General features: G+C 64.3%; 10 protein-coding genes. 3 read left to right on the forward strand and 7 right to left on the reverse strand.

Features of this window, described 5'->3' with window-relative positions:
• Positions 1–566: 566 nt before the first annotated feature.
• Entirely contained in the window at positions 567–2,150 is a 1,584-nt protein-coding gene (locus AC0L3C_RS34340) for a porin (RefSeq protein ID WP_473263686.1), read from the reverse strand.
• A 506-nt stretch (positions 2,151–2,656) separates the two neighbouring features.
• Here AC0L3C_RS34340 and AC0L3C_RS34345 point away from each other — a divergent pair.
• Positions 2,657–3,136 carry a MarR family winged helix-turn-helix transcriptional regulator gene (locus AC0L3C_RS34345; RefSeq protein ID WP_106942150.1) on the forward strand — a complete coding sequence of 160 codons (480 nt, stop codon included), beginning with the start codon at positions 2,657–2,659 and terminating at the stop codon, positions 3,134–3,136.
• Between the two features lie 76 nt (positions 3,137–3,212).
• Here AC0L3C_RS34345 and AC0L3C_RS34350 read toward each other — a convergent pair whose 3' ends face one another.
• A complete protein-coding gene (locus AC0L3C_RS34350) occupies positions 3,213–4,295 on the reverse strand; it encodes an alpha/beta hydrolase family protein (protein ID WP_473410220.1) in 1,083 nt (360 codons plus the stop codon).
• 860 nt (positions 4,296–5,155) lie between these two features.
• Here AC0L3C_RS34350 and AC0L3C_RS34355 point away from each other — a divergent pair.
• On the forward strand, positions 5,156–6,220 hold the full coding sequence (locus AC0L3C_RS34355; protein WP_007595931.1) for a ketopantoate reductase family protein: 1,065 nt from the start codon (positions 5,156–5,158) through the stop codon (positions 6,218–6,220).
• 287 nt (positions 6,221–6,507) lie between these two features.
• Complete coding sequence (locus tag AC0L3C_RS34360) at positions 6,508–8,016, forward strand: helicase HerA domain-containing protein (protein ID WP_473284129.1); 1,509 nt, start codon at positions 6,508–6,510, stop codon at positions 8,014–8,016.
• A 16-nt stretch (positions 8,017–8,032) separates the two neighbouring features.
• On the opposite strand, the gene AC0L3C_RS34365 is transcribed toward AC0L3C_RS34360, so the two are convergent.
• The 5 genes from AC0L3C_RS34365 to AC0L3C_RS34385 all read right to left on the reverse strand — a co-directional run bounded on the left by AC0L3C_RS34365 (position 8,033) and on the right by AC0L3C_RS34385 (position 13,814).
• Positions 8,033–9,064 carry a HoxN/HupN/NixA family nickel/cobalt transporter gene (locus AC0L3C_RS34365; RefSeq protein ID WP_473410236.1) on the reverse strand — a complete coding sequence of 344 codons (1,032 nt, stop codon included), beginning with the start codon at positions 9,062–9,064 and terminating at the stop codon, positions 8,033–8,035.
• Between the two features lie 176 nt (positions 9,065–9,240).
• Positions 9,241–9,981: an ABC transporter ATP-binding protein gene (locus AC0L3C_RS34370; RefSeq protein ID WP_473410221.1), complete on the reverse strand. Its 741-nt coding sequence runs from the start codon at positions 9,979–9,981 to the stop codon at positions 9,241–9,243.
• The gene (locus AC0L3C_RS34375) at positions 9,978–10,820 is read right to left on the reverse strand and encodes an ABC transporter ATP-binding protein (protein WP_473410222.1); all 843 of its coding nucleotides are present in this window, start codon (positions 10,818–10,820) and stop codon (positions 9,978–9,980) included. The genes AC0L3C_RS34370 and AC0L3C_RS34375 overlap by 4 nt, the downstream gene beginning before the upstream one ends.
• A complete protein-coding gene (locus tag AC0L3C_RS34380; RefSeq protein WP_473410223.1) occupies positions 10,820–12,643 on the reverse strand; it encodes an ABC transporter permease in 1,824 nt (607 codons plus the stop codon). Before AC0L3C_RS34380 ends, AC0L3C_RS34375 begins: the two co-directional genes overlap by 1 nt.
• A 13-nt stretch (positions 12,644–12,656) precedes the next feature.
• Positions 12,657–13,814, reverse strand: coding sequence for an ABC transporter substrate-binding protein (locus AC0L3C_RS34385; RefSeq protein ID WP_473410224.1), 1,158 nt, complete (start codon positions 13,812–13,814; stop codon positions 12,657–12,659).
• Positions 13,815–13,846: the final 32 nt, after the last annotated feature.

A 13,846-nucleotide genomic window follows, 5' to 3' on the forward strand; every position in this document is an offset into this window, starting at 1 on the left:
CGGTTGGGCTCGCACACACCTCCGCGACAGCTTGACCGTAGCAACGACGGCCAGGACCACACGGTTTTGCCGTACGCACGGCCCGCCATTTCGCCGCAGTTTTCCCAGCCCTGTCGACGAAGCCGGAAACTTACAGACGAGACGAAGCCTGACAGCGCCGCTCGTCGGAACGCAGCCTTGGGCTCACGGAGAGCAATCCGCCCTGCCCTTGGCCACTCGCACCCGAACGCTGCCGCGTCCACCGCAAGCCCGGCTCGCGAACATGACGACCACAAGATCGCCCCTCGAGGATGAGCCGGGATGGGCGACACATACGCCAATTCCGAATTTCGGTAAAACGGAATATATTTGCATGAGCGGATTGACAGAGGCGACACAGAGGAGGTCCGGTAGCCCGGATGGAGCGCAAGCGTAATCCGGGAAGGTGCCCGAGGCAGCGCGAGCAGCCCCGGATCATACTTGCTCCATCCGGGCGCCGGGGCTTCGCCGCCTGACATCATCTGCCTTGCGCAAAAAAACACCCGGCGGTTTCCCGCCGGGTGTTCGTTCATGTGTTTCGACAGATATTACCAGTTGCGCTGAGCGCGGAGGATCATGGCGATCGAGTCCTGGTCCTTCAGTTCGTAAACCGCGGCGGGCTTGGCGGTCACGACGTTCGGGACGAGGCCAACCGTTCCAGAATACTTCTGGTCGAGATGGGTCCAGGACACGTCCGCCGAGAAGGTCAGGTTCTTGACCGGGGTCCACCGGGTGACGACACCCAGCTGGCCGATCGCGAAGTCCGGGTTGCAACCCGTCACACCCGCCAGGCCGCCGAACACACCGCCGCCGCCGCCAGCACCGCAGAGAGTGGTCTTGGCCAGCGTGCCGAACTGGGCCTGAGCGTAGGCACCGTACAGCGAGGAGTTCCAGTATGGATCCCAGTTGTGGGTGTAAGCGCCGCGGAAGCCCCAGGTCTTGACGGTTTCCTGCGAACTGCCGGTCACGAACACCGTATCGGGAGCGCTGGCGAAGCCGATGCTGCCGTAAGAGCCAGCAATGCCCGAATTGCCGTACAGCGCGTAGCTGCTGCCCGACAGATTCTGGAAGTTGTAGCGGGTCGCACCGTCGGTGTAGACGCCCTGAATGTTGATCGTGTCACCCGCGCCGGTCGGGATGTTCTTGATCGACAGAGCGAGCTGAACCGCCCAACCCCATTTGTCGTCGGGGTGGCCGGTCGTCTCGGTCGCGCCGTAATAACCGACGTGGTTGTCATGCGCGGCCACCGACGCCTGGAACAGGCCCCAGGCTTGGTCGACACGAACCTGACCGACGAGGTTCGGCGAACGAGTGCCGCCGATCGCGTTGGTGCCGTACGAGCCGCCGATCATGCCGCCCGCGGTCGCGCCCGTCATGTTGACGTTGCCGGCCTGATAGTAGGCCGAGACGTCTTCAGCCGAGAACGACGCCGTGATGCCCTGACCGAAGTCGGCGGTGTAGGTGAACTGGTTGACACCAGTGACCGTGCCGCTGCCGCCGACGAGGTTGTCGGTGAGATTGCCCGGATAGTTGGTCCAGGGGGCGTCGAACTGCGACACGGCCTTACCCATGGTGAAGCCGGCGAACTGGATGAAGGCATAGTACACGCCGAGCGCACCACCCGAGGTGTTGCCGTCGGTACCGTTGACGTTGCCGCTACCGTTCGAACCGACGAGGGCGGTGCCCGCAGCGTTCAGACCGAGCGTACCGCTGTATTGAGTGCCACCCGTTGCCGAACCAGTCGGGGTGTAGTTGCCGCTCGTCCAGGTGAAGACGCCGTCGAAGAAGGTGCGGACCACGCCGTACTCGGTCGCGGTGCGGGTGTCGATGTTCAGGTCTTCACGAGCGCGGAAGGTGTAGTAGTTCATCAGACGGTTGCGCGCACCGGCAGTACCGCCCTGGTTCGGATTGAAATCCGAGTTGGTGTTGAAGTTCGCGTCAGCGCGCACGTAGCCGCCGAGCTTGATGCAGGTATCGGTGCCCGGGATGTAGTAGAAGCCGGCGCCGTACAGCGAGCAGATCTTCACGTATTCGACCGCCTTGGCCTTGACGGGAAGATCGGCAGCGAACGCCCCGGAGGCGGCCATCAGGCCGGCAGCCGAGCCGAGAAAGAGTGTCTTCGTCAACTTCATTAGTAAACCTCCAGGTCGGTTCAGTGGGCTCGGGGTCCTCGGTGGACGCCGCTTTACCCTCTCAATTTCGATCAATTCAGATCCGCACGAGGGTCCGGACTGAAACGACAGTGAGGTGCCCCCCCTCCGTCGTGGCTTCACATATAGTTTATAAAAACAACTGCCTCAATTTATTGATTTGATGAATCGACAGTTCGGGCCGCGATGTGTCTTGAGAGCAACAGCGGCGATATCTCCTGAGAAAAACCATGCAGAAAAACGAGTAAAGCCCTCGGGGGGCATCCCGAGGGCTTCTTGGAGGTCTCGCATCGCTGTCCATCGCGTGGGTCAAGAGCAGCGAAATAGAGTGGGATAGTCGATAATAAAATTAATTGTTCTTTGCAAGCAATAATTGAGCCTACGATTCCTTCCCTGCGGTATCTCTCTTTGGATCGGCGCGCGATTTTCGAGACGCTTCCAAGATATCCCACTAAAGATAGGCAAGGGATAAACGGGGAGGGAGCCACATGATCGAGAAGAAACTCGACAGGGCGATTACGGACTTCATCTGGAACGTCGTCGAAATTCATTCCCAGCTGGAAGACATCCACACCAGCTGGGCCGGACTGCTGGGCATTACCGAGCCGCAGTGGCTGATCCTGATGGCCATCACGGAACTGGACGAGGGGCGAGGTGTCGCCGGAATCGACATCGCAAACAAGCTGCGGGTCCACCCGGCCTTCGTGACCAACCAGACCAAGGCCCTCGAAAAGGGCGGTTTCCTGTCGCGACGGCCGGCAGCAGACGACGCACGCTACGTCCTGATGTCGCTGACAGCGAAAGCAACGACGGAAATCGAAAAACTGTCGAAGAGAAAGCTCGCCTTGAACTCGACCATGTTCAACGAGCTCGACGAGAAAACCTTAGCCGATCTGAATGCCGCGCTCGCAACGATTGCCAAGAATGCCCGGCTGGCCGCACGGTTGCTGGCCATCGACGCGTCCTGACCCACTGACGTCGGGCGCGGAGCGTGGGCCTCGATTCATCCTCAATCTCTTCTCGCCTTCGCAATCTTTTGGCACCCTAGAGGTAGGTCACAGAATCCAGCTGACGGGCAATTCCAAGTTTGCTGTCGAGCCATTCGAAAATGAAATCGTCCACCGCGATGAAATTCTCGACCTCGCCCAAAGGGTGAGGAATGCAGTTCGGCACGACGGTCGCGCAATCGGCTCCGGCCCGCCGATAATCGGCTTGCAGCTCGAGAGCATCCTCCTCCCAAACCATTGAGCGGCTCCCGACGACCATCAGAAGCGGGCAAGGTATCCGACGCGACGGCAGCAACGAACCTGTCGAGGTCCCGGCACGGACCGCCTGCTCGACGCCGATCATCCAGCGCAGCGATGCCCGGCGCATGACCGGCGTCGCAATGCCGCCGTCGCACACGGCGGCAGCCATCCTGCGATCCAGGAGGGCAAGACGGGACGCGTGACTGGCGGCCGCCCCCTCGCCGTAGACCGCGATCTGCTGCGAATCGACGTCCGGACGAGCTTCCAGGTAATCCAGCCAGCATTGCAGAATATGCGCCGGCTTGAAGGGGCTGCGACCGGATGAATTGCCGGTATCAACGAGCAGGAGTGACATGTTCCGTCGCCCTGAGGCCGGCAACAGCCTGCTCATCATCGAGCCCACGGTGATGTCCTCGTCGCTGACACAAAGAACCGCGGGTGCGAAAGACCGATCGGGGAACGCCGGCAGAAAATAGCCCGCAAGCGAGCCTTGATCAAAGCAGTCGATCTCCACGCGCTCGATCGCCGAACCGGCGTCCGCCTCGAAGCCCCTCAGGCTGAGTCCGACCTTGTCTACGAGGTCGGTACTCCCGGGATCTCCGGGCCAAGACAGGTTCCTCGCGACTTCAAGAGCCGTCAGCGAGCACAGCCACGCTTCCCGCGCGGTCTGAGCCGAACCGGTTACGCGCGTCGATTCGGCGAATATCCGGTACTCGCCTGAGATCCTCAACCAGTCCGAAATCCACCGATGCCTGTGCGCCTCGCGCACGAGTTCCGCGACCGACAAGCTTTCGAAAAAATCGGACGCGCGTTTCCGCAAGCACGCCAAGCTTCGACCGGCGCCGTCGCACGCGCCGTGAGGCCAATGATCATGTTCCATGTCAGTCCCCGAACGGCGCGGCGGCGGTTGCTTGGACCAGGCGCAGCGCTGTCAGCGCAACGCCCTGCATGTCTGCTCGAGGCGATGTCACGCGTGCGTGATCGCGCTTGCGTCTGCCGTCCCGATGATCGTTCCGCTTTCCCTTCGCGGGCGGGGGCACTGGACCAGACGGACTACACTCCGAACGAGCCGGTCGCAAAGCAAGTGTCACGCCGACTCCAACTCAATCGCCACGTCTCAGCTCCGTTGCTGATACACAGTTTAGGCCCCGCACCACTCTGCCATTTTTTGCTGTCTCGCGTTTGCAGTTTTTTGTTGCGATGGACGACTAAAATTGGAGCTCATTTGACGAGGGAGAAGGCATCGCCTGTATCGGCTTCCATCATGAATTTCTCATGACGCCGATCCCGCGTGCCACCAATCACACCGGAGATAAAAGATGCTACGGGTTGCCGCCTGGTCGATGCCGACGGCCTTCGCCAAGGGACTTTCCGGCTCTCAGCGCCGTAGGAAAACCGGTGCGACAAAATCCTCGAAGTCGCTCATGCGCACCCGGCGCGCGAGACGTGACGAGGTATGATCGCGTTTTGGGTGAGCCCGGGCGAACGGGACGTGCAACATTTTCTACTTCGGTAAGCCAGTTATTTGAGCAACTCAAGGACCTGCAGAGCCCGTCGCCGGTGAAGCGTCGTCGCGCTTTCGGCGCCAAGCAACACGCCGGGCCACCTGCTGAGCCCTCCGCGGCCTTGTATCCATTATCCCAGTTGCCATCGCCTGGCACTTTGCCTTACATGCCCGCCAAACTCGCCTGCGGATGACGGCCGGGGCTCAAAAATCACAAATTGTCAAAGGGACGAGACATGGCACGTAACATCCTGATTCTCGGGGCTTCCTACGGCTCCCTGCTGGGCACGAAGCTGCTGATGGCGGGGCACAACGTGACCTTGGTATGCCGCGCCAAGACCGCGGAGCTGATCAACCGCGAGGGTACCGAGGTGCGCATTAAGTTGCGTGACGAGGCGGTTCACCGCGCCATCTTCTCGCGCGACCTGCCGGGCAAGCTCGACGCCGTGACGCCGGCCAATGTGGACTTGTCGCGTTACGACATGGTCGGCCTTGCGATGCAGGAGCCGCAATACACCAACCACACGGTGCGCGTTCTCATGGTCAGGATCGCCGCGGCGAAGCTGCCGTGCCTGTCGATCATGAACATGCCGCCGCTGCCCTATCTGAAGCGGATCCCCTCGCTCGCAGACATGGATCTCGAGGAGGCCTACACCAATGCGCAAGTGTGGGAGCGCTTCGAGCCGGGGTTGGTGACCCTGTGCTCGCCCGACCCGCAAGCGTTCCGTCCGCCGGAAGAGGCTGCGAACGTGCTTCACGTCGGTCTGCCCACGAATTTCAAGGCATCCGTGTTCGCCGACGAGAAGCACAACAAGGTGCTGCGCGAGCTCGAAGCCGACATCGACGCGGTGACCCTCGATGGTCACGACGTGCCGGTGAAGCTGAAGGTGTTCGATTCTCTGTTCGTGCCGCTGGCGAAATGGTCGATGCTGCTGACCGGCAACTACCGCTGCATCACGCCGCACGAGCCGCAGTCGATCCGCGATGCCGTGCACGGTGATCTCGCGCGCTCACAGACGATCTACGAGCATGTCGACGCCATCGCCCGGCGTCTCGGCGCCGATCCGCAGGACCAGGTGCCGTTCGCGAAATACGCCAAGGCTGCCGAGAGCCTGCTCAAGCCGTCGTCGGCCGCACGCGCGGTGGCCGGCGGCGCGCCCTTCATCGAGCGCGTCGATCTCTTGGTGAAGCTGATCTCGCATCAGCTCGGCGCGCCCAATGCAGAGATCGACCGCACGGTCGAGACCGTGGACCTGAAGCTCAACGAGAAGATCGTGCAGGGCGGATCTGGCGCGCTGTAGCGCCCCGATCCCCTGGCCGGACTTCGCGGACCGCTCATTGATGGGGCGCATGCCCAGCGCACGGCGCAATGGCGGTTTCGCACATCAACGGGTCAGGCTGGAACTCGGCTCGAGCGATACCTGAGGACGACGATCCGCAAGCCCTCTATCGGCCCGCACTTCTACGGCAATCGAATCACGCCTGAACTGCGTCGTGGGCAACGGACCATGATTGTCGCCGTGGCGCTCGACGCGCCCCGGCCGGGTTGATAAGCCCCTGTCCGCGAATGATGGGACTTGAGTCGGGCATGACGGTTGCGATCGAGATGGGGCAGACCACGGCGGGCGCCGCGGCGGCCATGGACCTCGAGGAACTGCTGGCGACCCGCCTTTTGGTGCAGGGCAATTCGGGCTCCGGCAAATCACATCTGCTGCGGCGGCTGCTGGAGCAGAGCGCGCCCTGGGTGCAGCAGGCGATCATCGATCCCGAAGGCGATTTCGTCTCGCTTGCGGAGCATTTCGGCCATCTCGTGATCGAGGCCGAGGATCACACCGAGCGCGGCCTTCAGGTGGCCGGCGAGCGCGCACGGCTGCATCGGGTCTCCACCGTGCTCAATCTCGAAGGGCTCGACGCCGAGAACCAGATGCGCCGCGCCGCGGCCTTCCTCGGCGGGCTGTTCGACGTGGACCGGGACCATTGGTACCCGATGCTGGTGGTGGTCGACGAGGCGCAGCTGTTTGCGCCTGCGGTCGCGGGCGAAGTCTCTGACGAAGCGCGAAAATTGTCTCTGGGCGCGATGACCAATCTGATGTGCCGCGGCCGCAAGCGCGGGCTTGCCGGGATCATCGCGACCCAGCGGCTGGCAAAGCTCGCCAAGAACGTCGCGGCCGAAGCGTCCAACTTCCTGATGGGCCGCACCTTCCTCGACATCGACATGGCGCGCGCCGCCGACCTGCTCGGCATGGAGCGGCGGCAGGCCGAATCGTTTCGCGATCTCGAACGCGGACAATTCATGGCGCTCGGCCCCGCACTGTCGCGACGCCCCCTGCGTTTGAATATCGGCGCGACCGAAACCCAGCCGCGCAATTCCACGCCGCGGCTGATGCCGATGCCTGAAGCCGCACTCGAAAATATGCGCGCCGTGATCCTGGCCGCGCCGCCGCCCGATGCCAGCCGGCCGCAGCGCCGGCCCGCGCCGGATCTGCTCGAGCAACTCCGCGCCGCCAAGGCTGCGGCGCCGGAGATCGGCCCCGAAACGATCGAGGTCCCGACAAGTGCCGAAGAGCTCGCCGAGCGGCGCGAGCGCGTGGATCGGACCCTTCGTGCCGTGCTCGCCGCGCCCGATGCCGGTTTCCGCGCGGTCGGCGTGCTGTACCAGGAGTTCGTGGTTCGCTGCCGCATCGAGGGGCTCGGCTCGGCGGTGCCCGACCTCACCGAATTCCGCCGTATGCTGACGCGGGCGCGCGCCGGGCTCGGCGCCGAGCATGCCGAGGACGACGCCTGGCAGGATGTGTCGCTCCGCGCCTCGATCCTTCCCGACGACATGCAGGGCGTGTTCATGATGATCGCGCGCGCGGCAAAAGAAGGCTGGCCGTGTCCTGGCGACGCCGCGATCGCCCGCGCCTACGGCTCGCATTCGCTGCGCCGGGCGCAGCGCCTGCTCGGCTACATGGAAGAGCAGGGCCTGATCGTCTGCCAGCTCGACGGCGCCGGCCGCCGGATCGTGACGCTGGTGGAACTGGCCTGGGCCACCGCGCCGGGCGATCCCAACGCCGACGATCTGCCGGCGGAGCAGGTCGCGAGCGCGTCAGCCTGAGCCAGCGGATTGTCGATCAGGCCGCTTCGGTGGCATCGGCGCCAATAAGCGCATCCGTCGCGCGCCGCCGCTCAACTGCAAACATGCGCCGATAGAGCACGACCGAAACGAGCCAGGCGACCGCGAACAGCGCGACCACGGCAAAGCCGACATTGGCGAGCGAGTCGTTGAGCGCGTCGACCAATGCCCACACGCCGCCGGACGGGCCGAGCCGGTCCGCGATCAGCCCGAGCGCCTCGATTCCGCCGATCAACAGCGCCACCGCCACGGAAGCCCCTGTGATCGTGAGATTGTACCAGAGCTTTCGCAGCGGATCGACGAAGGCCCAGCGATAGGCGCTCACCATCAGCGCGGAGTCGGCGGTGTCGACCAGCGCCATGCCCGTTGCGAACAGCGCGGGGAAAACCAGGACATCGGCAGACGAAGCGCCACGCGCGGCTTCGCCGGCGGAGATGCTGAGCAGGCCGATCTCGGTTGCGGTGTCGAAGCCGAGCCCGAACAGGAAGCCGAGCGGATACATGTGCCAGGGCTTTGTCACCAGGCGGAACGTCGGGCCGAGCAGCCGCGCCAGGAGGCCGCGATTGGCAAGCTGGGCATCCAGGCCCTCCGCGTCGTGAATCCCCTGCTCCCGTACCGCGCGAAACGTCCGCCACAGGCCGGCGAAGATGACGAGATTGATGGCCGCAATCACCAGCAGAAATAGCGCCGAGACCGAGGTGCCGATGAAGCCGCCGATCTCCTTGAGCAGGCTGTCGCCACCGAGGCTCACGACGCCGAGCGCGAGCAGCATGGTCGCGACCACGACGATCGTGGAATGGCCGAGCGCGAAATAGAGACCGACGCTACGCGGCGTGCCGCCTGCCTGCATCTGCTTGCGCACGACATTGTCGATGGCCGCGATGTGGTCGGCATCGACGGCGTGGCGCAGGCCGAACACCCAGGCGAGCAGCGCGGTCGCCATCACCGTCGGCCGGTCACCGAACGCCACGAAGGCCCAGGCCCAGGCCCCGATGTTGGCCGCGATCAACCCGCCGAACAGCAGCACCATTCCGGGCTCGACCGCCCGCAAAGATAATTTCGTCACGACAATCATTCTGTCCACTGCACGCCCATCGCACGAGCGGTATGATCTTTTCATAAGGTGGTCATACTGACCAGCCCCGGATCGCTGCGCGACGATCGTGTATGCGGATCTGCGGGAGGGAGGAGACGACAGCGGACCCCTTACGCCGCCTCGGAGCCGCCGAGATAGGCATCGCGGATGCGGGGATCGTCCTTCAGCGCGCGGGCGGAGCCGGAGAGAACGATCTTGCCGGTCTGCAGCACATAGGCCTCGTGCGCGATCTCGAGCGCGAGGCTGGCGTTCTGCTCGACCATGAAGACCGAGACGCCCTCCTGGTTGATGGTGCGGATCAGCTCCAGCACGCGGTCGACATAGAGCGGCGACAGGCCCATGGTGGGCTCGTCCATCACGATCACCCTGGGACGGCTCATCAGCGCACGCGCCATCGCGACCATCTGCTGCTCGCCGCCGGAGAGCGAGCCGGCGCGCTGCGACAGCCGCTGGCCGAGCTTCGGGAACAGCGTGAGCATCTTGTCGAGATCCTGCGCGATCGCCTCTCGGTCGTCGCGCACGAACGCACCCATCAGGATGTTCTCGCGCACGCTCATGTCCGCGAACAGACGCCGCGCCTCCGGCACCGAGGCGATGCCGCGGCGGACGATCTGCGGCGTGGTCAACCCGAGCAGCGAGGCACCGTCGAAAGTCACCTCGCCCGAGCGCGGCTTCACCAGACCCAAAATGATCTTCATCGTCGTCGATTTACCGCTGGCGTTGCCGCCGAGCAGGCAGACGATATGGCCGCGCGGAACTGATATCGACAGGTCGAAATGCACCTGGGCCTGGCCGTAGAAGGTATTGACGTCGGTCAGCGCGAGCAGCGCATCGGGAGGCGGGTTCGTCATGCCGCGCTCTCCTGCTTCGTCGTCAGGCCGTGGCCGAGATAGGCCTCGATCACCTTGGGATCGCCGCGCACCCGGTCACCCGGCCCTTCCGCGATTTTCTTGCCTTCATCCATGACGATGACACGGTCGGAGAGGCGCATCACCATTTCGAGCTTGTGCTCGATCAGCAAGATCGTCAGCCCTTCGGCTTTCAGCTCGGAGACGAGCCCCTGCATTTCCGTGGTCTCGGTGGGGTTCATACCGGCGGTCGGCTCGTCCAGCAGCAGCAGGCGCGGCCTCAAGGCGAGCGCACGCGCGATCTCGACGCGGCGGCGATTGGCGTAAGAGAGGCTGTAGGCCGGCTGGTCGATGCGCGGCAGCAGCCGCTCGCCAAAGCGCGCGAGAATGACCTTCACCTCCTCGCGCAGCCGCTCCTCCTCGGCCTTGACGCTGGCGGGGCGCAGCAGCGCCAGACCCAGTTCCAGCAGCGGGCCGATCACCGGCACTGCCGGTTTCACCGCGCGCAAGCGCGTATGGGCGCCGATCAAGACGTTGTCCATGACGCTGAGATTGCCAAACACGCGACCGAGCTGGAACGTCCGCGCGATGCCTTCGGCGGCGAGCCGTTCCGGCGAGAGACCCGTGATGTCCTGACCTTCGAAGCGAACCGTCCCGGCGTCCGGCAGGTCAAGCCCGGTCACGAGGTTGAACAGCGTGGTCTTGCCGGCGCCGTTCGGGCCGATGATGCTGATCAGCTCGCCTTTGGCCAGATCGAGATCGATGGCGTCGACGGCGGTGAGGCCGCCGAAGCGGCGCGTCAGCCCGCGCAGGGACAGCATGGTCGTGTGCTGCTCAGCCATCAGATCGTCCCCAACAGGCCCTGCGGCCTGAACCGCACCAGCAGCAGCAGCACGATGCCGTAGATCAGGATGCGGTACTCCGCCGCGATGCGGAACACTTCCGGCAGGCCGACCAGCGCCACCGCTCCGAGGATGGCCCCGACGACATTGCCGAGGCCGCCGAGGATCACGACGGTCAGCGCCAGGATGGACTGCTGCGTGTTGAAGGTCTCGTGGTTGATGTAGGAATAGAGATGCGCGGCGATGCCGCCGCTGACACCGGCGGCAAAGCCACCGAAGATGAAGGCCAGCGATTTGTAGCGGTTCAGGCTGAGCCCATAGGCGCGCGCGGCGATGTCGTCGTCGCGGATGGCGCGAAAACTGCGGCCGAGATGCGATCCGAGCAGGCGTCCCTGCAGCAGCGCCAGCACGACCATCACGATGAAGCTGAACCAGTAGATCGAAATCGGGCTGACCAGCTCATAGCCAAACAGCGACAGCGGCGGAATGCCGGAAATGCCGATCGGCCCGCGCGTGACGCTCTCCCAGTTCAGGATCACCAGCGAGACGATCTCGCCGATCGCGAGCGTCGCGATCGAGACGTAGTGCCCGCGCAGCCGGAACGATGGCGAGATCAGCGCCGTGCCCAGCGCAGCGCTCACCAGGCCGCCACCGATGATGGCAAGGCCGACCGGGACGGCGAAATTGAGCGACAGCAGCGCGGAGGTGTAGGCGCCGATCGCGAGCAGCGCGGCGTGCCCGAGCGAGACCTGGCCGATGGTGCCTGCAACAAGGGTGAGGCTCAGCGCGAGCATGCCGAGCAGCCAGGCGTTGATCAGCGTCTGGAGCACGTAGAAGGACACCGGCAACAGCGGCAGGATCGCGAAGACGGCGGTCGCGATCAGCAGCGCCCAGCGCGGAATGCGCGCCGGGCGGCTCGGCGCAATGAACGTGCCGGTGAGCGGCTCGGGCGGCGCCTGCCGCGCGCTGGCGAACAGGCCGTTCGGGCGCAGCACGAGCACCACGACCAGCAGCAGGAACGCGAACAGATTGCGGTAGCTGGTCCCGAACACAGCAACACCGTAGCTCTCGACCAGTCCGAGCAGCAGGCTGCCGATCACCGCACCCGGCACGTTGCCGGCGCCGCCGACGACTTCGGCAACGACGCCCTTGAGCGTCGCCTGCAGGCTCATCGCGGTGTCGATCTGGTTGTAGTACATGCCGACCAGCAGGCCGGAAACGCCGCCGAGCGCTGCCGCAATGCCGAACACGGCCTGATTGACGCGATTGACGTCGACGCCCATCTGCATCGCGGCGTCGCGGTCCTGCGCGGTGGCACGCACGGCCCAGCCGAGCTTGCTGTAGCGCAGGAACACGAACAGCAGCAACGCACTGGTGAGGCCGACACCGGCGATGAGCAGATCGAGCGGCCCGATGGTGCCGCCGCCGATCTGGAAGCGGACATCCGGCAACTGGCTCGGCAGCGCGCGCGGATTGGGCGAGAAAGTCAGCATCACGAGCTGATCGAGCACGAAGCTGATGCCGATCGTCGCCAGCAGCGGCGCGATGCGCACCGAGTTCTGCAGCGGACGCAGGCCGAACCGTTCGATGATCAAGCCGACCAGCGCCGCCGCCACCGCGACCACGATGATGGTGAGCGGGAGCGGCGTATGCAGCTGCACCACCGCGACCCAGCCGATATAGGCGCCGACGAGGTAGATCGAGCCTTGCGCAAAGTTGATCAGCCGGCTGACGCCGAAGATCAGCGCGAGCCCGACCGCAACGAGGGCGTAGACGTTTCCGACGATCAGCCCATTGATCGTGTAGTCGAGCCAGGAAGACACGCAGAAAATCCCCTCAGGTCGGCTTGCCGTCCCAGAGCGCGAACTGGCCCTTGCGCACGACGAGCTCGGCGTTCATGGCGCCCTTGACGCGCCGGCTCTCGACGTCGAACGTCGCTTTGCCGAAGATCACGCTCGATACGTCCTTCACTTTCGTGAAGGCGTCGCGGATCGCACGCCGGTCGGTGCCGCCGATCTTCACCACGGCGGCGGCCATATTCATCGCGTCATAGGCGTAAGCGTTGAACGCGTCGGGCTCCACCCCGTTGTACTTCTTCTTGAAGCCCGCGATGAATTTCTGCACCTCGGGGCGCGGGTCTTCCGGGAAGTAGCGCGTGCCGACATGGACGTCTTCGACGGCCTCGCCGCCGAGCTCCACGAATTTCGGCGAGTAGACCGAGCTCGCGGCGCAGATCACCTGCTTCAGCCCGACCTGGCGCGCCTGGCGGGCGATCAGCGCACCGTCGGAATAATAGGAGATCAGGATCAGCCCGTCCGGATTGGCGTCACGGACCCGCACCAGCGTGGAGCGGAAGTCGCGCTCTTCCGCGATGTAGCCCTCGGTGACGGCGATTTCGGCGCCGTTCTCCTTCGCGGCCTTGACGAAATAGTCGCGGCTGGTGCGGCCCCAATCGGTGTTGAGGTGCAGCACGGCGAGCTTCTTCAGGCCGAGACGCTTGACGGCATAGGCCGCCAGCAGCGGCTGCTCGTCAGCCTGGCTGACCGAGGTGCTCCACATGAAGTCGCCGCCCTTGGTGAAATCGGGATGCGAATTGGTGAAGCCGAACTGCACCAGCCCGCCGCGCTGATAGATCGGCGAGGCCGCCATCGAGGCGGGGCTGGAGAAGTCGCCGAGCTCCATGACAATCCTGGGATCGGAGACGAACTTCTGGGCGATCGCCACCGACTGGCGCGGGTCGCTCTGGCTGTCCTCGAAACTATAGGCGAGCTTGCGGCCGTTGATGCCGCCCGCTGCCTGGATCTCGTCGAGCGCGAGATCAAAGCCCTGCTTCCACTGCGTGCCATATTGTGCGTTCGGCCCGGTCAACGGACCGCTGACGCCCAGCAAGATCGGTTCGGACGATTGCGCAAGCGCGGCGCGCGAGAAGGCCGCTCCCGCCATGATAGTGGCAAGCGAGCCCTTGACCAGGGTACGACGATCGATGTTGCTCATGGATGGCTCCATCCTGTCAGGTGTTGAAACAA

Source organism: Bradyrhizobium sp. WSM4872, assembly GCF_055811715.1.

Bases quoted from the DNA above. Each gene is read 5' to 3' on its own strand.
- AC0L3C_RS34340 (WP_473263686.1), bottom strand. From the start codon at position 2,150: ATGAAGTTGACGAAGACACTCTTTCTCGGCTCGGCTGCCGGCCTGATG.
- AC0L3C_RS34345 (WP_106942150.1), top strand. From the start codon at position 2,657: ATGATCGAGAAGAAACTCGACAGGGCGATTACGGACTTCATCTGGAAC.
- AC0L3C_RS34350 (WP_473410220.1), bottom strand. From the start codon at position 4,295: ATGGAACATGATCATTGGCCTCACGGCGCGTGCGACGGCGCCGGTCGA.
- AC0L3C_RS34355 (WP_007595931.1), top strand. From the start codon at position 5,156: ATGGCACGTAACATCCTGATTCTCGGGGCTTCCTACGGCTCCCTGCTG.
- AC0L3C_RS34360 (WP_473284129.1), top strand. From the start codon at position 6,508: ATGACGGTTGCGATCGAGATGGGGCAGACCACGGCGGGCGCCGCGGCG.
- AC0L3C_RS34365 (WP_473410236.1), bottom strand. From the start codon at position 9,064: ATGGTGCTGCTGTTCGGCGGGTTGATCGCGGCCAACATCGGGGCCTGG.
- AC0L3C_RS34370 (WP_473410221.1), bottom strand. From the start codon at position 9,981: ATGACGAACCCGCCTCCCGATGCGCTGCTCGCGCTGACCGACGTCAAT.
- AC0L3C_RS34375 (WP_473410222.1), bottom strand. From the start codon at position 10,820: ATGGCTGAGCAGCACACGACCATGCTGTCCCTGCGCGGGCTGACGCGC.
- AC0L3C_RS34385 (WP_473410224.1), bottom strand. From the start codon at position 13,814: ATGAGCAACATCGATCGTCGTACCCTGGTCAAGGGCTCGCTTGCCACT.